This window comes from Coprococcus sp. AM100_B19A, assembly GCF_027662015.1.
Taxonomy (GTDB): domain Bacteria; phylum Bacillota; class Clostridia; order Lachnospirales; family Lachnospiraceae; genus Allocoprococcus; species Allocoprococcus comes.
This window is the reverse complement of record NZ_JAQDKN010000010.1, coordinates 64,281-83,558: the sequence shown is the minus strand read 5'-3', so window position 1 is coordinate 83,558 and position 19,278 is coordinate 64,281. Positions and strand designations below refer to the sequence as shown.

Genomic DNA, 19,278 nt, shown 5'->3' with positions numbered 1-19,278 from the left:
ATGATACGCTCAAATAAATAGTAACACAAAAAGGCCTTTCAGGATAGTCCCGAAAGGTCTTCTGCACAACACTTTTAAAATACTTTCATTGTCCACTTGCTCATATCCCACACTTCATTTACCACATCCTGATAAAATTCCGGCTCATGGCAAATCAGAAGAATACTTCCTTTGTATTCCTGAAGCGCTTTTTTCAGAGATTCCTTTGCATCCACGTCAAGATGATTGGTCGGCTCATCCAGGATCAGCAGATTCGTGTCCCTGTTGACCAGCTTACAAAGTCTTACCTTTGCCTGTTCACCACCACTCAGTACCCTTACCTGGCTCTCAATATGCTTGGTAGTGAGTCCGCATTTTGCAAGGGCGGAACGCACTTCATACTGGGTAAATGACGGAAATTCCTGCCACAGTTCTTCAATACAGGTTGTCTTGTTCTCTCCTTTAACTTCCTGTTCAAAATAGCCGATCTGAAGATTTTCCCCAAGCTCACACTCGCCGGAAATTGCCGGGATCAGACCAAGTACACTCTTCAAAAATGTAGTCTTTCCAATACCATTGGTTCCGACAATCGCAATCTTGTGTCCTCTTTCCATCTGGAAATTCAGCGGCTTGGAAAGTGGTTCATCATAACCGATTACAAGATCCTTTGTTTCAAATAACATTTTTCCCGGAGTCCGTCCGTAACGGAACTTAAATTCCGGTTTCGGCCTTTCCGCTGCCAGCTCAATTACATCCATTTTATCCAGCTTCTTCTGTCTGGACATCGCCATATTTCTTGTAGAAACACGGGCTTTATTTCTTGCCACAAAGTCCTTCAGTTCACTGATTTCCTGCTGCTGTCTGCGGTATGCTGCCTCAAGCTGTGCTTTCTTAACTGCATAGACCTCCTGGAAATGTTCATAGTCTCCTACGTAGCGGTTCAGTTCCTGGTTCTCCATATGATAGATGATATTTACCACTTCATTCAGGAACGGAATATCATGGGAAATCAGAATGAATGCATTCTCATAATCCTGCAGATACCGCTTCAGCCACGTAATATGCTCTTCATCCAGATAGTTTGTCGGTTCATCCAGAAGCAGGATGTCCGGCTTCTCAAGCAGAAGCTTTGCCAGAAGAACCTTCGTTCTCTGACCTCCGCTTAGATCTGTAACATCACGGTCAAGTCCCAGATCCAGAAGTCCCAGTGCTCTTGCGACCTCTTCTACCTTTGCATCAATCGTGTAAAAATCATGCAGTGTCAACTCATCCTGGATCGTTCCAAGCTCTTCCATCAGAAGATTCATCTCATCCTCGTCTACTTCACCGAGTTTCTCACAGATCTCGTTCATTCGCTGCTCCTTCTGCAAAAGCGGATCAAACGCACTTTTCAGTGCGTCCTGGATCGTCATACCGCTCTGAAGGACTGCATGCTGGTCCAGATAGCCTGCTCGTACATTCTTCGCCCATTCCACCTTTCCCTCGTCCGGCGTAAGTTTCCCGGTAACGATACTCATAAAGGTAGATTTACCCTCTCCGTTTGCTCCTACAAGACCGATGTGCTCCCCTTTTAAAAGACGGAACGATACATCATCAAAAATGGCACGGTCACCAAAACCGTGTGTCAGATGTTCTACATTTAATATACTCATATTTTATTATTCTCCCTGATTCATTTCTTTACACATTGTCTTTTATTATATGTGGAAATCGGGGTTCTTTCAATATAAACAGGCAAAAAACCACAGCTCTATATCTAAAATCCAAAATCACTCAACTCCCTTAACCCTCTCAACAACAGTTCCATTCTTTTCCAAAACGATCCAGGTAAGCACTGGAACCATAGTACAAACTAGCAAACTGATTCCCACTGCAAATAAAAGTGGAAGTAATGACACTGAAAACGCAATCCCACGATAATTCATTGATTCATAAAGAAGATACGTTGCTCCCATTCCAACTGTTAGCGTAACAAGCCATGCGCCGCCTGCATAGAGAACTCCTTCCCTGACCAGCATTCCAAGAATCTGCTTCGGGGTCATCCCGATACTCTCCATAACCGAAAGCTCCATCATCCGGCTCTGCACATTTACTACAAAGGTGTTCATGTAGTTCATGATTCCGATAAAAGCCAGAATCAACACAATCCCGATTCCCACTTGCGGCATATTACCTTGTGCTTTTTCAATCTCATCTGCATCTTCGATTTTGGATTCCCAGGAAAAGTCTTTTGCATTGTCATTTTCTTCTAATAACGACATGATTTCTTGCTCTGTATCTCTATCATATTCTTTGTGATATTTTATGCTGGTCTTTAATATAATTGGATGATTGGCAAATGTTTTCACCACCTGATCACTGGCTATAATCGTCGGTGGGTATCCAAGGAGTGCCGTATAATAATTCTCGTCCGTAACTCCTTCTATGATAAAAGTTTTTGTCGTTTGTTGATCTTCATACAAAGCACATGTCACATTTTTTCCTATTACGTCAGCATCTGTGAAATCCAAACCATTTCGATAAACAATACATGCTTTTCCCGAAAGAAAGTCCTCTTTATTTATCGGATGCTCAAGACTGTTATTTAAATAATCAAATTCCTGTTCATCAATTCCGATCAGAGAGGATCCAAAATTCTCAGGATGATTCTGATACTCGTCCTTGTCCTTACTATATGGAGTATTCATCCACTTTGCATAAAATTCTTTCATCCACATCTCAGCAAAATCCGGTTCCCATGGAACTGTAATCTCGGCAAATATCATAGAATGTACTTCAGAGACTCCGGCATTTTCTTTGATTGACTTCACAAAAGCTTCATCCAGAATATCTCTTCTGTCTTCTGATTTTTCTTTGCATGCCGTATCATTTTTAATAACCATATCCGTATCCATATAATTTGACACTATGGTTCTTGCTGCCTGACTGTCCAGCATGGTCACAATACAAAGGTACACAGACAGACTGGCTGCCAAGGACAACAGTACCACCGCAGTTCTTTTCTTATCCTTTGTAAACTGCTCCATGGAAAGTCTTGCTATTACTTTCCCCTTTCCTGCTCTTCTTACTTTTACGGTTTTGTGGGTCGGACAATAACCAAGCGCTTCTATTGGAGAGATATCTGCTGCCATTTTTGCTGGTTTTCGGCTGGCCAGAAAAATAGTAACTCCAACCAGTAAGATGGTTGCCAGCAGAACTACCGGATGAAAACGAACCATATCTGCTCCTACATAACCACTTTTGATTCCAAGTGATTTTACTACAACAGGAATCAGAAAAAAGGATACCAGCCCACCCGACAGACATCCAAGTACTGTCCCTGCAGATCCGATCAGAAGCATCTGTTCCTTCATCATCCTTTTTATCTGCTTTTCCGTCATTCCGACCATCTGAAGCAGACCATAATAACGAACTTTTCCAGCTACGGAAAGATACATAATATTATAAATAAGCAGATATGCACACAAACAGGTAACTGCAATCAAGCCAATAAGGCCTGCCAATATCTGAACCGATGCGCCAAGATCTTCCATAAAGAAAAGATTCTGCTGCTTTCCAAGGTTCATACTTTCGATAAAAGCATTCTGCTCTGTTTTTGTCATTATTTTTTGCTTAAAATCCATAAGGTAACGACCTGAAGCTGCCTGAGAAAGCTTCCATCCCGATCGATCATAGAATTCTTTCGAAACATAAAACTGCTTTTTGGGTCCATATCCGTCCCAGATCCCACAGATTCGAAAAGTCCCTGTAAAGATTCCTTCATTTGTTCCATAAGACATAGCAAGGGTATCGCCTACATCAAGCTCTTCGTAACCACATTCTTTTAAAGCGGATTTTGTTACCATTATCTCATCCAAAGCTGTCGGATATCTTCCTTCCAGCTTTTCTCTGACCGGCTCCATCATCTGTGTCCAATATTCATCATCTGCCCAGATCAGTCCCACATTAGGTGTGGAATCCTGATCTGTTTTTTCTACCCAGCCACAGACTCCCACCGTACCTGTCAGAACGATATCCGGGTTGTTCTCACACATTTGCCTCTGTTCATCCGTCACTCCATACATGATTGCATCGAATTCTGCTCCTGACATACGGATGTTCTGAATTTTCTGAAGTCTAAAATAAGAATCTCCAACTGTGAATATTGTGAATACCAAAAAGGAAGAAAGAAGAATCGCAAGGAGCAAAGTAATGGTCTTTCTCCTGTTTACTTTTAAAGCATTCCGTGCCATTCTTTTGATCACTTTCTGATTCGGATTCTTAAGCATAGGAATCACTTCCCTTCCCGGTATCTCCTACAATCTTTCCGTCCTCAATATGTACGATACGATCTGCAAGCTGTGCAATGTCTCTGTCATGCGTGATAAGAATCAAGGTCTGGCTGAACTGTTTTGCTGCCATTTTCAAAAGTCCAAGTACATCATGGCTGGTAACCGAATCCAGATTTCCCGTCGGTTCATCAGCCAGAATAATGGCGGGCTTCGTCGCAAGCGCCCTGGCAATCGCAGCCCTCTGCTGCTGTCCACCGGATAATGTCCCAGGAAGAGCTTCCCTCTTCTCTGACAACCCTAAAAGTTCCAGTATCCCATCCACATATTCCACATCGACCTTTCTCCCGTCCAGTTCCACCGGAAGAATGATATTCTCATATACATTAAGATCCGGGACAAGATTATAATTCTGAAAAATAAACCCGATCTTTCTTCTGCGGAATATGGCAAGCTGTTCTTTTTTCAGTCCCAGAAGGCACTTCCCCTCTACCAACACTTCCCCTTCTGTTGGCACATCCAGTCCACCCAACATATGCAAAAGTGTACTTTTCCCGGATCCGCTTTTTCCGATAATGGCAACAAATTCCTGATCTTTCACACGAAAATCTACGCCATCCAATGCCTTTACCGTATTTTCACCCATTTGATAGTATTTTTTTAAGCTTCTTGTCTCTACAATGTATTCTTTCATTGGTTTGCCTCCTTCTTTTGATATTCTATAGAATATCTCCTAAAAATCACAAACCTGTCTCAATTTTCAATTATCACAAGATTGTGACAATCCCCGATCGGTTATGTTACGATTCATTCACCGGTAAATACAAGCGAAAACACGCTCCTTTTCCCACTTCAGACTGTACTTCTATGTAGCCCTTCTGAAGTTCCATGATTGTTCTTGCAAGATATAATCCGATCCCAACCCCTGGTTTATCATGCACCTCCGGCTCACGGTAAAATCTTGTAAAGATCTCTGCCTGCCTCTCCGGGGCAATCCCTTTTCCAGTATCAGAAATGCTGATCTTTAAAAATAATTCCTGTCTTTCTGTCTGAATATGGATCTTTCCACCTGGTTCGGTATACTTGAGTGCATTATCCAGAATATTATAAATTGCTTCCTCCGTCCATTTGCTGTCATGACGAATCATCATATTTTCTTCGCAGTTCACATATAGATCAATCCCCTTTGACGCCGCCTCCGGAACCACACCGGCAACTGCGTGGCGGATTGTTTCGTATAGATTTTTGTCTTCCTTATGTATTTGCAGAATTCCCGTTTCAAGCCTTGACATTTTTACCATGCTCTGCATTAAAAAATCAATTTTTTCCATCTGCCCTTTGATTTTTCCCAAAAACTCCTGACCGCTTTGCGAAAACTCCTCGTCCTCAAGAAGTTCCAGGTATAGTTTAATATTGGCAATGGGCGTCCTTGTCTGATGGGATATATCAGAAATCAATCCCTTTACTCTTTCTTTCTCACGAAAACCGTCTTCTTCTTTTTTCCGAAATACATGCTCGGCTTTCTCTAATTGTGTTCCTGTTCTTCCCCAGAGGCTATCCTCCAATTCCTCTTCCATATTCCATTCTTTTCCTGTTACGATAGCATCCAGAGCATCTTCCACCTTTTCAGCAAACAACTTCGCTTCTTTTTTTATCCAGTAGTTTTTCCATAACAATACCAGTACTGCTGCAAATAAAATTATCATCATGATACACATCAGCCAATCCATTGATATCCCATCCCATATACATTTGAAATATACCTGTGATTCTTATCTTCAATCTTTCCTCTCAGACGATTCACATTTACTGCCAGTGTGTGCTTGTCCACAAACTGTCCTCCACTATCCCACAACCGCTCCAATAACAGATCATAAGTCAGAAGCTGTCCTCGGTTCATAAGAAATTGACGAAGCAGACGGCACTCTGTCGGTGTGACGGGGCATTCCTGACCTTTTACCGTTACTCGTGCATGATCCAAATCTATATATAAATACTCATCTGCAAAAATCAGACGATTGACCGAAGCAGTTCTTTTTAAAATGACTTCTATTTTTCTAAGTAAAATCTTCATTGAAAATGGTTTAGTAACGTAATCTTCTGCCCCGGATTCATATCCTGCCAGAGCATCCTCCTCCATATCCCTGGCTGTCAGGTAAATGACCGGAACTTCTCTTTGCTTTTTTACCCACTGGCCAAAAGAGAAGCCCTCGCCATCTGGAAGATTCACATCCAAAAGGACCATATCTATCTGATTCTCAAAAAAAATCTGCTTCCCTTTTTCCATAAAAGTCACACCATAAACTCCATATCCTGACTTTTTCAAAGAATAACAGATCGCCTGATTCAAATCAAAATCATCTTCTACAACTAATATATACTGCATATCCTAATTCCTCCGATACAGATTCTCACAAAGAAATCTCTGCATAGCAATGATACCTTTCAATATTGTACCACAGACTTTTCCTGTGTATGAAAAAAAAGAAAGAATCTCAATTTTGTGATTATTCAGTGCACAAAAAAAGAAAATATTTTATAAGTCTTTTCATATATCGTTTGTTTTTTTGTTTACCTTATTAATCTCCTCTCTGAAATTCTTTTTTGCCATGAAAGTTTTCTGTCTTTCTTCTGCCACCTGATTCAAAGCGTCATCTCTTTCTCTTCTCATCTTTTCGTATGCAGTTACGTTCGACATATTTGTTTTCCTTTTGTCTCAATCACTTATAAAAAGTTGCTCTACACTGTATGACCTGCGGGCGAGTTGGCTCATGGAAGAACCGCCCTACTTTTGAGGAACTGGCAGTTATGTTCGAGGGCAGTACTGCCAGCGGTGCAGAGCGAGCCTACCGCAGAGCAGTAGACAAACTGACGGAATTGTTAGTTGCCGAGGGCAAAATTCAGGTTGATTTTGAGAACGGCACAGCAGAAATCATTCGGCTTGCTGATTGGGATACAATTAAAACGAACTGGTTTGCCAATGAGGCGATCCGGTATATTTTATCATTGTCGCCTAATGCTCTCACAAAATATATGCTCGTCCCCCTTGAGCCACCACTTATATCTTGAATCCTTACAACAACTGTAAGTGGTATTTGCTGTGTTCTCATGCTATCATTTTATTACAAATGATAGGAGGTATTCACATGAAACCCATTTTGAATATTGAAAATTTAACAAAAATCTATGGCAATGTGCCAAGTCAAACAAAGGCACTGAATGGGATCACCTTCCAGGTGATGCCGGGAGAGTTTCTTGGCATTATGGGAAGCAGCGGTTCTGGTAAATCCACACTGCTCAATTGTATTGCGACTGTGATTCAACCCACAGGTGGAAGCATTCAGGTGGAGGGCGTTAATCTGCAAGCACTCAAGGGAAGGGCTCTTGCAGATTACCGTGGAAAAAAAGTTGGTTATCTATTTCAGAATTTTGAGCTGCTGGATAATCTGACCGGACGTGAAAATATACTGCTTCCAACTTCTCTGCATGGTATACCCGAAAAGGAGAGCAGCCAGCGTCTAAGCCAGTTGGCGAAGTATCTGGAAATCAACGATGTTCTGGACAAATTTCCCTCCAAGATGTCTGGAGGGCAGCGCCAGCGTGTAGCGGCAGCAAGAGCGCTAATCCTGAACCCCAGAATGATTCTTGCCGATGAGCCTACCGGTGCTTTAGATTCCAAGAACGCAAGGAACATCATGGAAAAACTGTCCGGCTTGAACCGTGACGAACAGGCAACGATCTTGATGGTGACCCATGATTCCAATGCCGCCAGCTTTTGCAAGCGTATTCTGTTCATCCAGGACGGTGTAATCTTCCATGAGCTTCGCCGTGGAGATGAAAGCCGGCAGGAGTTCTACGGACGCATCCTGAAGGTGATGGCACAACTGGGAGGGGGGAGTTCCAATGTTCTCTAATCTGGTTTTTCGAAACAGCCGCCGCAGCCGAAAGGAAAACGGTCTGTTTTTCAGTTCCTTGGTGATTTCTATTATTGCTTTTTATATGATTCTTTCCATCTCTACTCAAGATGTTATGATCTTTTTGCAGAAGATGGAGAGCGATGCAGTGAACAGGCTCTTGCTTCTGATTCCTGTGTTTTACGGAATGACCCTGGGTATTCTTTTCTTTTTGATTTACTTCGCCTGCAAGTATCAGTTTGAACGCAGACGTCATGAGTTTGGTGTCTACTTGATGCTGGGAATGCACAGAAGCAAACTGTTCGGTATGCTTTTGGCGGAGGATTTGTTAAGCAGTATCCTGGCACTGCTCATTGGTTTACCTACGGCTATAGTGCTTTCGGAAATCGTTAGCCTTGTCACCGCTAAGCTTGTGGGTATGGGGATCATCGACCATCATTTTTCTTTATCTTGGTCTGCAATGAAATGGACACTGGCAGGATTCTTGGGTATTAAACTGCTGGCACTTCTGATTTTGAGCGGAAAGATTAGCCGACAGGAGATTGGAACTTTATTATCCCAGCCGACGAACCGCTCAAAAAAGCAAATGCCCTCTGCTATCTATGGGCTGGCTGCTGTATGCGGAAGTGTGATGTTGGCAGCGACTTACTACATGGCGATTCAGGGAATTGCATGGACGAAGGTAATTATGATGGGGCTGACTTTACTGTTGGGTTCGGCTGGTACGATGCTGCTGTTCTACGGAATGCGGGCACTGATTGCACTGATTGTTAAAAAAGGCAAGGGAAATAAGCAGCTTCATGTATTTACCTTCCGTCAAATTCAGGAGGATGTCATTCATCAGTCAAGCTCCATGGCAATCAGCTCTCTGCTGATTCTGGCAGCACTGTGTTGCTTTGGTGCAGGCGTGGGAATCGCAGGAACAAACAATCTATCCACTGGTCATGTAATCGACTATACCTTTGAAGATTATACCGTTGAAGATTCGGCGCAGGTTCTTCCAAATATACAGGCAGCACTGAAAGAAAACGGTTTGGAAAATCAATTTTCAGAGCTTTTTGAAATGAAGGTTGGGCATATTCGCACCACAGAAGATTATGAGAATGCCTACAGCATGGACGCTGTTATGGACTCTCTTCGGAGCCTGCCCCAATCGGAAGATCGGGATGTCCTTCTGAACAATCTTGGTTATGCCACATACCCGTATTTGATTTGTCTGTCGGACTATAATCGTTTACTGGAATTGTCTGGCAGGCCTGTCATTAAATTAAGTGAAGATGAAGCCGCTGTTTATATAGGTTCCGACTATACTACTGTAAATCGTACCGCAATGCTGAACGGCATACTTACTGAACAGCCTGAAACGGAACTGGTTGGCAGTCCGATTTATCTTACTGGAGAGGTTCAGTCTGTAAATTTGATTACGGATCGTTCTATTACTTTGTCCTTTGCATTGATTCTTCCGGATGAAGCCTTCCTCTATCATACCCAAGGAATGTATGATACGTATGTGAATGCGGTACTCAGTGAGCAGGCTATGGAAGGAAATAGCCTTATGACTGCCTATTCTGGTCTGAACGAGGAGCTGGACGAAATAGGTATCGAATATGAAAGCTATCTTCAGAACATGGGACGCCAACTTTTCTACACCGTAGCATCCAGCTATATTACCCTCTATCTGGCGATTGTGTTCCTGGTGGTTGCCAACACCATTGTGGGTGTTCAGTTCCTGATGAGCCAGCAGAAAGCCGGGCGTAGATACCAGACCCTGATCCGCCTGGGAGCCACTTACGAAAGCCTTTGCCAGTCTGCCGGAAAGCAGATTGCGTGGTTTATGGGACTTCCTGTATTGGTTGCAGCTGTCAGCAGTCTGTTTGGAGTCAGAGCGTTGTTTACAGGAATACTCTCGTCCCGAACCCGTGGGACAGTGTCTGAAATGCTGCTTGTATCTGCTGCTATGATTTTGCTGCTTTGCGTGATAGAATATATTTATATGAGAGTGGTCAAGCACTCCAGTGATCGGTATTTGCTGACACTGATGCAGCCGCAGAGAGAAGAATAATTGGGAAGGAGGTGCTGTCGTGAAAAGAATTGCTGTTGTGGAAGATGAAGTCTATATGCGGGAAGAACTCTGCAATATGCTCCAAAAGGACGGGTATCTTGTGGAGGCAATCACTGAGTTTGAAGATGCCGCTCGGCTCTTGGCAGCCCTCCGTCCTGACCTTGTGATCTTAGACCTGAATTTGCCGGAGATTAGTGGCTTTCAAATCTGCCAGGAGCTAAAGAATAAAACCGCTATCCCCGTCCTGGTGCTGACTTCCAGAGACCAGGTAAAGGATGAACTGCAAGCGTTCCAGTTGGGTGCAGATGAATATTTGACGAAGCCGTGCAGAAAAGACCGGCTTCTTGCCAGGGTATCCAATATTCTCAAAAGGTATGAAGGCCGTACCAACCTCATAGAGGGATTGGATTTCTTGTTGGACCAGCAGACTTACACACTTTATATTCATAACACCTCTGTGGTGCTTCCCAAAAATCAGGGAAAACTGTTGGTTGCTCTTTTGGCCAGTGGTGATGCTCTGGTCACGACGGAGCAGCTTTGCTTAGCACTATGGGGAACCACAGAATACATAGACGAAAATGCCTTGCAGGTTAACCTGACCCGGTTGAAAAAGACGATGTCCGGTCTGGCGATGAAGCAACGAATCGTTGCGGTTCGTGGGATGGGCTATCGTTTGGAAGCGGAGGTATCTCCATGAAGCAGTTTTGGCGCATAATAGAACGGTACTACCCTTGGCTGCTGTTGCTGCTGGGTGTGGATTGCTTTTGTTCTATCATTCTTTGGATTTCTGACATTCAGGCATTTCAGACCTTGATTGGGTTAGTGGTTCTGACAAGCATCCTTCTGTTTTCAGTGATCCTGTTTGTACTAAACAAGCGGGAGACCACCCGCCGGGAGCTGTTCCGGGATTTTCTCAGTGATCCTACCATCTGCAACGAGGAAAGGCTGCTCAGTGTCATCAGCCGGGAAGAAGGAGAATCTATCCGGTTTCTGGCCTCAGTTTTACAGGAACACAAAAATGAGAGCAGCAGTATGGCAGATGCCCTACGGGACTATGAAGAATATGTGGAAGGCTGGGCACATGAAGCGAAAACGCCCCTGTCGTTGCTGACCATGCTTTTGGATAACCGAATCGACGAAATATCGCCTTCCCTGCAAGCTAAGTTGGATTATGTCCGTAGTCAACTTCAGGAGAATGTCACGCAGATGCTTTACTATGCCCGGTTAAAGAGCAGTACAAAGGATTATCGGTTTGAAGATGTCAATTTGAATGACTGCTTGGGGGAAGTTCTGGAGGACTATGCCCCACTTCTGGAAGAAAAGCAGTTTGTAATTCTCAACAAACTGCAATCTGAAACAGTTTATACAGACCGTAGAGGGCTTCAGTTTATGTTGGGACAAATCGTGAGCAATTCCATCAAATATAGCAGCGATAGTCCCATGCTAACGATTTCCATGATACATTCGGAGACCGCAGATGTCCTTTCTGTTGAGGATAACGGCATTGGTGTAAAAAAATATGATCTGCCGTATATTTTTCAAAAGGGCTTTACCGGGGATTCTACTGACAGCCGAAAGAAAGCTACTGGTATAGGGCTTTACCTGGTTAAGAAGATGGCTGACGATCTAAACCTTCGTCTGGAAGCTACTTCCCAGTGGGGAAAGGGCTTTAAGATAGTCGTTTTCTTTCCAAAACTGGGATCCAACGGTGGAAAATAATATAAACATAAAAACGCCCGCAGGATTTTCTCCTGCGGGCAGCATGTTGTCAGCTATCCAAAGGATTGTATTCTGTTACAGTTTTCAAATAGATTTCGGGATCGCCGTTCAAGATAAGGTCTGCATATCCAATTGGGTCATTGTACCGTTGATACATATTGTCGGCAACCTCGTTCTCCACTGAAATGGTATCAATCGCATTCATGATGCCATCGGCGAATTTTAGTTCTACACAGCAGTTATCCATATTGTAGGCACAAGATATTAAGGTTTTCATGGTATGTCTTCCATAATTCGTAATATAAAGCGAAAATCCCGTCTGACTTCCTGTTAGAAATCAGACGGGATTCGTCCGTATGCACCCCGGAAACCGTCAGCTAACAGTTGATAAGTAAATTAGTTCCTTATCACTGTTAAGCCAAGGTTTCTGAGGTTTTGTATGCATTTTCTCGTTCCAAACGATTATCGCTTTGTGAACAGAAATTAACGTTTGCTGAACTGTGGTGCTCTACGAGCTGCTTTGAGACCGTACTTCTTACGTTCTTTCATACGTGGGTCACGTGTAAGGTATCCGGCTTTCTTAAGTACCGGTCTGTAATCAGAATCTGCTTCAAGAAGTGCTCTTGCGATTCCGTGACGGATTGCTCCTGCCTGTCCTGTGTATCCACCACCACGTACGTTAACGAGAACGTCAAATTTATCAACTGTTTCAGTTGCAACTAATGGCTGACGAACTACAACTTTAAGAGTTTCAAGTCCTAAATATTCGTCGATATCTCTTTTATTGATTGTGATCTTACCTGTACCTGGTACAAGGTATACTCTTGCGATAGATTTTTTTCTTCTTCCTGTTCCGTAGAATTTAGCTGTTGCCACTTTTATTTCCTCCTTTCAAACCTCTGACTAAAATGTTAAAACTTCTGGTTTCTGTGCCTGATGAGCATGTTCTGCTCCAGCATATACGTGAAGCTTCTTGATCATTGTTCTTCCCAAAGGTCCTTTTGGAAGCATACCTTTAACAGCAAGTTCGATAACCTGTTCCGGTTTCTTTGCCATCATTTCTCTTAATGTAGTTTCTTTCATTCCTCCTACATAATCTGAGTGATGATAGTATACTTTCTGATCTAATTTCTTTCCTGTAACTTTGATCTTTTCAGCGTTGATAACAATTACGTTGTCACCTGTATCAATGTGCGGTGTAAATTCCGGTTTATTTTTTCCTCTTAAAACTTTAGCGACTTCTGCTGCAAGACGTCCAAGTGTCTGTCCTTCAGCGTCAACTACATACCATTTTCTTTCAATCTTATCTGGATTAGCCATGTAAGTTTTCATTGGTTGACCTCCTATGAATTTCAGTTTACTAATTATTTTCATTGTAGATTCTATAGAAAACAAGTTCACTCCGGGGCTTTGGTGCAAACTGTTTCTTCTCACGTCATACTTGCATATTATATTATACCAACAGGCTTTTGTCAACTGTTTCTTGCTGATTTTCGTCACTTTTTTGTGGGAATATTCTACAGCATTTCTTTCAGATTGTCCACAGTTTCTTCTGCCTTCACCAGTGTAATACTGCCATTATCCAGGCATTCAACAAACTTATATACCAGGTCAGGATCAAACTGTCTGCCTGCATCCTGAAGAAGCTTCTCCCGTGCCACTTCAATAGGAAATGCTTTTTTATAACATCGTTTGGATGTCATGGCATCAAAAGAATCTGCCACGCACAAAATCCGCGCAGTCAGTGGAATATCTTCTCCTGCGATCCGGCGTGGATATCCTTTTCCATCATACCGCTCATGATGACCGATGACTGCCGGAATTACATAATCCAGCGATGGAAGGTGACGGATAATATCAATCGATGCCTCTACATGCCCTTTGATGATCTCATATTCTTCATCTGTCAGTTTTCCCTCTTTATTGAGTATATACTCCGGAATACCGATTTTACCGACATCATGCAGAAGTGCTGCCTGCCGGATAATCTCTATCATATCTTCGTTCATTCCAAGGGTCGTCGCCAGTGACGTTGCATAATAAGCTACGTTGTTGGAATGGCTGAATGTATAGTGATCCTTCGCATCAATTGCCGCCGTCAGCGCATAAATCGTAGACTCATACTCCTGATAAATATGGGTGTGATTCCTTGTATTGTTCCCCTCACTGTTGTTCCGAAACATCATATCAAAGACCTGGATCCCATTTTTTCCATTATGTTTCACATGATAAACTGCCAGATCTACATTTTCCATCAGCTCTTTCACGTTCCTTGCCGCATAAGGAGCCGCACTGATACCGGCACTCACAGTTACCGCTTTCAGCTTCATATCCGTTCTGCGGTTATTCATAACATAAATCTGTTTTGCAATAGATTCCACCATATTTCTGGCGGAAAAAAGATCATATCCCGGTAAAAGAACCGCAAATTCCTTTCCTCCATAGCGGGCCGTGTATCCACTTTCTCCGACACTGCTTCTGATAATATCTGCAATCCGCTGCAGACACAGATCTCCTTCTTTCACCCCATACAACTGATTATACAATTTAAAATCATCTACATTGATGATCGCAAGTGCCAGCGATGCCTCCCTGTTTTTCTCAAGCTCTTCATTCAGCACTTCATAAAAATATTTCCGGTTCAGTAATCCGGTCATTGTTCCGATCTTCCGATGGCAGCTCCCCCATGCTGCATAAAGCTCTGCAATCAGCGATACTACAACGAGAATACTCCCAACTGCAAAAAATTTTTGTAATACGGCATTCTTCATACGAACACTGTTAATATCATAAATAAAATACAGAATAAATCCTGTACTTCCTAGTATAAACTGCCACATTTTTCTCTCCATGATTTGTGCATTATTATGCACAAATACCTTTTCACGCACTATAAATTATAATAAAAGCAACTATAAATTGCAACAAAAAAAATAGCTTCCCTTTCTCCTTTTTTCAAAAACATTACCATATCATTACATTTTTACAAATTCCACTTTTGCTTTAAATAGTATACCATCATTTGACTCTATCTGATACAATAGATATATGGGATTTTTATCCAAATTTTGACTAAAAGGCAGGTACTAGAATATGTGGGCTTATGAAGGAATTTTTTATCAGATCTATCCAATTGGATTCTGTGGCGCTCCGACCGCAAATGACGGCAAAACCGTATCCCGGATTTTAAAATTAAAGGACTGGAGCAGTTATTTGGAATCCTTAGGTATCTCTTCTATATTATTAAATCCAATTTTCGAATCAGACAATCATGGTTATGACACCAGGGATTATAAAAAAATCGACTGCCGTCTCGGAACCAATGAAGATTTCGAAGAAGTATGCAAAGATCTCCATGCACACAATGTAAAAATCGTTCTTGACGGTGTGTTTAATCACGTAGGACGTGGCTTCTGGGCATTTAAAGATGTACTGGAAAAGAAATGGGATTCTCCATACAAAGACTGGTTCTGCATCAATTTTGACGGTAATTCCTGCTACAATGACGGTTTCTGGTATGAAGGATGGGAAGGACATTTTGAACTGGTCAAACTGAATCTTGCCAATCCTGCTGTTGTAGATTATCTTCTGGAATGTGTAAAGGGTTGGATCGATGAATTTGACATCGACGGTCTCCGGCTTGATGTTGCATACTGCCTGGACCGCAATTTCATGAAACGTCTGCGCAGTTTCTGTCAGGAATTAAAACCTGACTTTGCACTGATCGGAGAGGTTCTCTTCGGGGATTACAATCAGATCGTCAATGACGAAATGTTGCACAGCTGCACCAACTATGAATGCTATAAAGGCATTTATTCCAGCTTCAACAGCATGAACATGTTTGAGATCGCGCACTCTCTGAACCGTCAGTACGGACCGGAACAGTGGTGCATTTACCGTGGAAAACATCTGATGTCTTTTGTTGACAACCACGATGTGACCCGAATTGCAAGTATCCTGACCAACAAGAACCACCTGCCGCTGACTTACGGTCTTCTTCTTGGTATGCCGGGTGTTCCTTGCATTTATTATGGAAGTGAATGGGGTGAGGAAGGAGTAAAAGCTCCGGACAATGACTATGCTCTCCGCCCATGCTTCGATGCGCCAAAACCGAATGCACTGACTGAACAGATCAAAAAAATGATCCATGTCAGAACCGGAAGCAATGCTCTTTGCCATGGAAGTTATCGCAATGTTGTCCTTACTAATCATCAGCTCATCTTTGAGCGCAAAACAGATGATGAACGGATGCTGGTTGCAATTAACGCATCGGATACACCATTTACCGCACACAACGGCGAACTCGGGGGAACTATGACTGATCTGCTCACCGGAAATGAAATCCAGATGAACGGCCAGCTCGAAATGCCACCATACAGTGTGCAGTATCTGAAATAAAACTTTTTCTTCCTAAAAAACTGGGAGAGATGACTTTTCCAACAAGTCATCTCTCCCAGTTTCTTTTTTAATAAATATATTCCTTCATTTCCTGATAAACTCTCGCAAGAGGAAGACCCACGATCGTATTATAATCGCCTTCAATCCCACGGATATACATGCCAAATGCACCCTGGATCCCGTAGGCTCCTGCCTTGTCCATCGGCTCTCCTGTTGCAATATATTCCCGGATTTCTTCCTTGCACATCGGATATACATGCACATCACTGCATTCATGAAATGTCTTCCGGATCTTTTTCCCATCCTTCTTTATCAGAAGCGTAACACCGGTGTAAACCTGATGCGCTTTTCCCTGAAGCATGGAAATCATCTGATATGCCTCCTCTTTATCCTTTGGCTTTCCGAGAATCTTTCCATCTGCTGCAACCACCGTATCCGAACCGATCACCAGAAAATCCCCTGCATTTTTCTTTTCATACTGCTGGTAGACATCTTCTGCTTTCTGCGCAGAAAGTTCTTCCACAACCTGGCTTGGAACCTGGGATGTAATTACTTCCTCACTGTGTGACGGCATGACTACATGCTTTATATTTCCCTGTTCCAGCAGTTCTGTCCTGCGCGGTGATGCAGAGGCCAGAACTACAGTCAACCTCTGTATTCTACTACACATAGCCTAATCCTCTTTCACAAGAATCTTCTTAATTTCTCCCATATACATGTTATGCATATCTTTGTCAGCATACCATTTGTCAAGATTTGCTTTCTCAACAAAATTTTCTTCTCCCATGCGCTGTACATAAACCTTCTTACATACAAAGATCATTTTTGCTTCTTCAAACGCAACTGTTCCATCTACATAATATGGTGTCAGACCGGCTTCTTTGATCTTATCTTCGTCCCTTCCGGAAACTCTTCCACAGAGATTTAACGCTTCTCTATGCTCTTCTCCAAAGAATGCCAGTGTAAAATAATCTTCTCTGTCCACAAATTCTTTGGTATAACGGGAATCACGGATATAAGCTGTCGCAGTCGGCTTGCCCCACATAATTCCAACACCACCCCAGCTTGCTGTCATGGTGTTACATTTTTCTTCATTTCCTGCTGTGATCAGCATCCACTGTTTTCCGATCAGGTCAAATGGATTATCCTTTAATTCTTCTGCTTTTATTTCTGTAAAACTCATTTTTTTGTCCTCTTATTTTGCGATTACTTTACGGAAATTCTTCTTTCCTTTTCTTACAACTTTTCCTTCACCTTCAAAGTCTGCTTTTGCAAATGTTGTCGCAATATCGGAAACCTTTTCTCCGTCAACGGCAACTCCACCCTGCTGTACGGCACGGCGTGCTTCTGACTTGGAAGCAACCAGTCCACTCTTGTGAAGCAGTGTCAGGATATCGACAGACCCGTCTGCAAAATCTTCATCAGAAAGCTCTGCTGTCGGCATATCTGCTGCATTTCCTGAACTGAACAGTGCACGTGCGCCTTCCTGTGCCTTTGTAGCTTCTTCTTCGCCGTGAACCAGTTTTGTCAGTTCGAACGCAAGGATTTCTTTTGCTGTGTTAAGCTGTGCGCCTTCCCATTTGTCCATCTCATCAATCTGCTCAAGCGGAAGGAATGTCAGCATACGTAAACATTTAAGAACATCTGCATCTGCCACATTTCTCCAATACTGGTAGAATTCAAACGGAGAAGTTTTTTCCGGATCAAGCCATACAGCTCCAGACTGTGTCTTACCCATCTTCTTTCCTTCTGAATTCAGAAGCAGTGTAATTGTCATCGCACTTGCATCCTTACCAAGCTTACGACGGATCAGCTCTGTACCACCAAGCATGTTACTCCACTGATCATCTCCACCAAACTGAAGATTACAGCCGTATTTCTGGTATAACATATAGAAGTCATAGCTCTGCATGATCATGTAGTTAAACTCAAGGAAGCTCAGTCCCTTTTCCATACGCTGCTTGTAGCATTCTGCTGTCAGCATACGGTTTACGGAGAAGTGTGCTCCAACTTCACGAAGTACTTCCACATAATTCAGATCCATCAGCCAGTCCGCATTATTAACCATCAGTGCTTTCCCGTCTGAAAAATCAATAAAACGGCTCATCTGCTTCTTAAAGCAGTCACAGTTGTGCTGGATTGTCTCCGGTGTCATCATCTGACGCATATCCGTTCTGCCGGACGGATCCCCGATCATAGCAGTACCGCCCCCGATCAAAGCGATCGGCTTATTACCAGCCTCCTGCAGTCTCTTCATCAGGCACAGTGCCATAAAATGTCCAACATGCAGACTGTCTGCCGTCGGATCAAACCCAATATAAAACGTAGCCTTCCCATTATTCACCAGATCCCTAATTAACGGCTCATCCGTAACCTGCGCAATCAATCCTCTGGCCTGCAGCTCTTCATAAATACCCATTTTCCTAATTTCCTTTCTCTTACCAATCTTTTTATCTTATTCACAGCCAATCTTCTCCGCCGGAAGAAGGATGCGTCCCTGTCCGGAACTCTTCGAAGTTTTTCAAGGATGTCAGCCATCCGGAATCCATTTCTATTTGACTGCATGTGCAGGCGAATGCTCATACTTCTTAGGTTTTGGAAATTTGTGTTATGATTGAAAATCCATCTGTCTGAGCGCAGCGAGTTATGGATTTTCAATCATGCCCTTAACAAATTTTCAAAATCTTAGAAGTATCAGTCGCCGAACCCGCAGACAAATAGAAATAGATTCCGGATGGCGTCCCCCTTAAACCACCCTTCAAAAATTTCCGACAAAAAACCTCGTCCTCCGGCCAATCAGCCTTTAAGGACGAGGTATATTCTCTCGTGGTACCACCTTAATTCACACCCGGCTCACACCGAATGCCTCAGTCAGTAACTAACATTACCGCAGCAGGTATAACGTCCGCCACTCCGTCACAACTTACTTACACTTACG

General features: G+C 42.9%; 17 protein-coding genes and 1 pseudogene. 6 read left to right on the top strand and 12 right to left on the bottom strand.

Annotated elements, in window-relative coordinates:
- Nucleotides 1-74: 74 nt before the first annotated feature.
- The 5 genes from PGQ33_RS11170 to PGQ33_RS11150 form a co-directional block, all read right to left on the bottom strand.
- Nucleotides 75-1,631, bottom strand: a complete 1,557-nt coding sequence (locus PGQ33_RS11170) for an ABC-F family ATP-binding cassette domain-containing protein (protein WP_270205745.1) — start codon at nt 1,629-1,631, stop codon at nt 75-77.
- A 117-nt stretch (nt 1,632-1,748) separates the two neighbouring features.
- Entirely contained in the window at nt 1,749-4,247 is a 2,499-nt protein-coding gene (locus tag PGQ33_RS11165; RefSeq protein WP_270205744.1) for an ABC transporter permease, read from the bottom strand.
- Nucleotides 4,240-4,941 (bottom strand): ABC transporter ATP-binding protein, encoded by a 702-nt coding sequence (locus tag PGQ33_RS11160; RefSeq protein WP_117824757.1) that lies wholly within the window; start codon nt 4,939-4,941, stop codon nt 4,240-4,242. Before PGQ33_RS11160 ends, PGQ33_RS11165 begins: the two co-directional genes overlap by 8 nt.
- A gap of 106 nt (nt 4,942-5,047) precedes the next feature.
- Nucleotides 5,048-5,977, bottom strand: coding sequence for a sensor histidine kinase (locus tag PGQ33_RS11155; RefSeq protein WP_270205743.1), 930 nt, complete (start codon nt 5,975-5,977; stop codon nt 5,048-5,050).
- Nucleotides 5,965-6,633 carry a response regulator transcription factor gene (locus PGQ33_RS11150; protein WP_270205742.1) on the bottom strand — a complete coding sequence of 223 codons (669 nt, stop codon included), beginning with the start codon at nt 6,631-6,633 and terminating at the stop codon, nt 5,965-5,967. The genes PGQ33_RS11155 and PGQ33_RS11150 overlap by 13 nt, the downstream gene beginning before the upstream one ends.
- Before the next feature lie 362 nt (nt 6,634-6,995).
- On the opposite strand from PGQ33_RS11150, the gene PGQ33_RS11145 reads away from it, so the two are divergent.
- The 5 genes from PGQ33_RS11145 to PGQ33_RS11125 all read left to right on the top strand — a co-directional run bounded on the left by PGQ33_RS11145 (nt 6,996) and on the right by PGQ33_RS11125 (nt 11,942).
- Entirely contained in the window at nt 6,996-7,316 is a 321-nt protein-coding gene (locus PGQ33_RS11145) for a hypothetical protein (protein WP_330663262.1), read from the top strand.
- A gap of 77 nt (nt 7,317-7,393) precedes the next feature.
- Nucleotides 7,394-8,161 (top strand): ABC transporter ATP-binding protein, encoded by a 768-nt coding sequence (locus PGQ33_RS11140; RefSeq protein WP_118219508.1) that lies wholly within the window; start codon nt 7,394-7,396, stop codon nt 8,159-8,161.
- Nucleotides 8,151-10,223: an ABC transporter permease gene (locus tag PGQ33_RS11135; RefSeq protein ID WP_270205741.1), complete on the top strand. Its 2,073-nt coding sequence runs from the start codon at nt 8,151-8,153 to the stop codon at nt 10,221-10,223. The genes PGQ33_RS11140 and PGQ33_RS11135 overlap by 11 nt, the downstream gene beginning before the upstream one ends.
- Nucleotides 10,224-10,242: 19 nt before the next feature.
- Entirely contained in the window at nt 10,243-10,920 is a 678-nt protein-coding gene (locus PGQ33_RS11130; protein WP_117824760.1) for a response regulator transcription factor, read from the top strand.
- Nucleotides 10,917-11,942, top strand: a complete 1,026-nt coding sequence (locus PGQ33_RS11125; RefSeq protein ID WP_117824761.1) for a sensor histidine kinase — start codon at nt 10,917-10,919, stop codon at nt 11,940-11,942. The genes PGQ33_RS11130 and PGQ33_RS11125 overlap by 4 nt, the downstream gene beginning before the upstream one ends.
- Before the next feature lie 49 nt (nt 11,943-11,991).
- On the opposite strand, the gene PGQ33_RS11120 is transcribed toward PGQ33_RS11125, so the two are convergent.
- From PGQ33_RS11120 to PGQ33_RS11105, 4 genes and pseudogenes are all read right to left on the bottom strand, one after another.
- The gene (locus tag PGQ33_RS11120) at nt 11,992-12,219 is read right to left on the bottom strand and encodes a DUF6061 family protein (RefSeq protein ID WP_270205740.1); all 228 of its coding nucleotides are present in this window, start codon (nt 12,217-12,219) and stop codon (nt 11,992-11,994) included.
- Nucleotides 12,220-12,425: 206 nt separating this feature from the next.
- Nucleotides 12,426-12,818, bottom strand: coding sequence for a 30S ribosomal protein S9 (gene rpsI / locus PGQ33_RS11115; RefSeq protein WP_008373223.1), 393 nt, complete (start codon nt 12,816-12,818; stop codon nt 12,426-12,428).
- A gap of 27 nt (nt 12,819-12,845) precedes the next feature.
- Nucleotides 12,846-13,274: a 50S ribosomal protein L13 gene (gene rplM / locus PGQ33_RS11110; RefSeq protein WP_022220779.1), complete on the bottom strand. Its 429-nt coding sequence runs from the start codon at nt 13,272-13,274 to the stop codon at nt 12,846-12,848.
- A 185-nt stretch (nt 13,275-13,459) separates the two neighbouring features.
- Nucleotides 13,460-14,599 (bottom strand): annotated as a pseudogene (locus tag PGQ33_RS11105) (diguanylate cyclase); the annotation flags it as partial.
- 436 nt (nt 14,600-15,035) lie between these two features.
- Between PGQ33_RS11105 and PGQ33_RS11100 the strand changes: the two are divergent.
- The gene (locus PGQ33_RS11100) at nt 15,036-16,340 is read left to right on the top strand and encodes an alpha-amylase family glycosyl hydrolase (RefSeq protein WP_117557078.1); all 1,305 of its coding nucleotides are present in this window, start codon (nt 15,036-15,038) and stop codon (nt 16,338-16,340) included.
- Nucleotides 16,341-16,407: 67 nt separating this feature from the next.
- Here PGQ33_RS11100 and PGQ33_RS11095 read toward each other — a convergent pair whose 3' ends face one another.
- From PGQ33_RS11095 to tyrS, 3 genes are read right to left on the bottom strand one after another with little or no spacing between them, the layout of a single operon-like run.
- Entirely contained in the window at nt 16,408-17,010 is a 603-nt protein-coding gene (locus tag PGQ33_RS11095) for a Maf family protein (protein WP_117834652.1), read from the bottom strand.
- A 3-nt stretch (nt 17,011-17,013) separates the two neighbouring features.
- On the bottom strand, nt 17,014-17,523 hold the full coding sequence (locus tag PGQ33_RS11090) for a flavin reductase family protein (protein ID WP_055156082.1): 510 nt from the start codon (nt 17,521-17,523) through the stop codon (nt 17,014-17,016).
- Nucleotides 17,524-17,535: 12 nt separating this feature from the next.
- Nucleotides 17,536-18,759 (bottom strand): tyrosine--tRNA ligase, encoded by a 1,224-nt coding sequence (tyrS, locus tag PGQ33_RS11085; protein WP_117557082.1) that lies wholly within the window; start codon nt 18,757-18,759, stop codon nt 17,536-17,538.
- Between the last annotated feature and the right edge of the window lie 519 nt (nt 18,760-19,278).

What these genes read in the sequence shown, in the direction of transcription:
- PGQ33_RS11170 (WP_270205745.1), bottom strand. Translation starts at nt 1,631, where the DNA reads ATGAGTATATTAAATGTAGAACATCTGACACACGGTTTTGGTGACCGT.
- PGQ33_RS11165 (WP_270205744.1), bottom strand. Translation starts at nt 4,247, where the DNA reads ATGCTTAAGAATCCGAATCAGAAAGTGATCAAAAGAATGGCACGGAAT.
- PGQ33_RS11160 (WP_117824757.1), bottom strand. Translation starts at nt 4,941, where the DNA reads ATGAAAGAATACATTGTAGAGACAAGAAGCTTAAAAAAATACTATCAA.
- PGQ33_RS11155 (WP_270205743.1), bottom strand. Translation starts at nt 5,977, where the DNA reads ATGGATTGGCTGATGTGTATCATGATGATAATTTTATTTGCAGCAGTA.
- PGQ33_RS11150 (WP_270205742.1), bottom strand. Translation starts at nt 6,633, where the DNA reads ATGCAGTATATATTAGTTGTAGAAGATGATTTTGATTTGAATCAGGCG.
- PGQ33_RS11145 (WP_330663262.1), top strand. Translation starts at nt 6,996, where the DNA reads ATGACCTGCGGGCGAGTTGGCTCATGGAAGAACCGCCCTACTTTTGAG.
- PGQ33_RS11140 (WP_118219508.1), top strand. Translation starts at nt 7,394, where the DNA reads ATGAAACCCATTTTGAATATTGAAAATTTAACAAAAATCTATGGCAAT.
- PGQ33_RS11135 (WP_270205741.1), top strand. Translation starts at nt 8,151, where the DNA reads ATGTTCTCTAATCTGGTTTTTCGAAACAGCCGCCGCAGCCGAAAGGAA.
- PGQ33_RS11125 (WP_117824761.1), top strand. Translation starts at nt 10,917, where the DNA reads ATGAAGCAGTTTTGGCGCATAATAGAACGGTACTACCCTTGGCTGCTG.
- PGQ33_RS11120 (WP_270205740.1), bottom strand. Translation starts at nt 12,219, where the DNA reads ATGAAAACCTTAATATCTTGTGCCTACAATATGGATAACTGCTGTGTA.
- rplM (WP_022220779.1), bottom strand. Translation starts at nt 13,274, where the DNA reads ATGAAAACTTACATGGCTAATCCAGATAAGATTGAAAGAAAATGGTAT.
- PGQ33_RS11100 (WP_117557078.1), top strand. Translation starts at nt 15,036, where the DNA reads ATGTGGGCTTATGAAGGAATTTTTTATCAGATCTATCCAATTGGATTC.
- PGQ33_RS11095 (WP_117834652.1), bottom strand. Translation starts at nt 17,010, where the DNA reads ATGTGTAGTAGAATACAGAGGTTGACTGTAGTTCTGGCCTCTGCATCA.
- PGQ33_RS11090 (WP_055156082.1), bottom strand. Translation starts at nt 17,523, where the DNA reads ATGAGTTTTACAGAAATAAAAGCAGAAGAATTAAAGGATAATCCATTT.
- tyrS (WP_117557082.1), bottom strand. Translation starts at nt 18,759, where the DNA reads ATGGGTATTTATGAAGAGCTGCAGGCCAGAGGATTGATTGCGCAGGTT.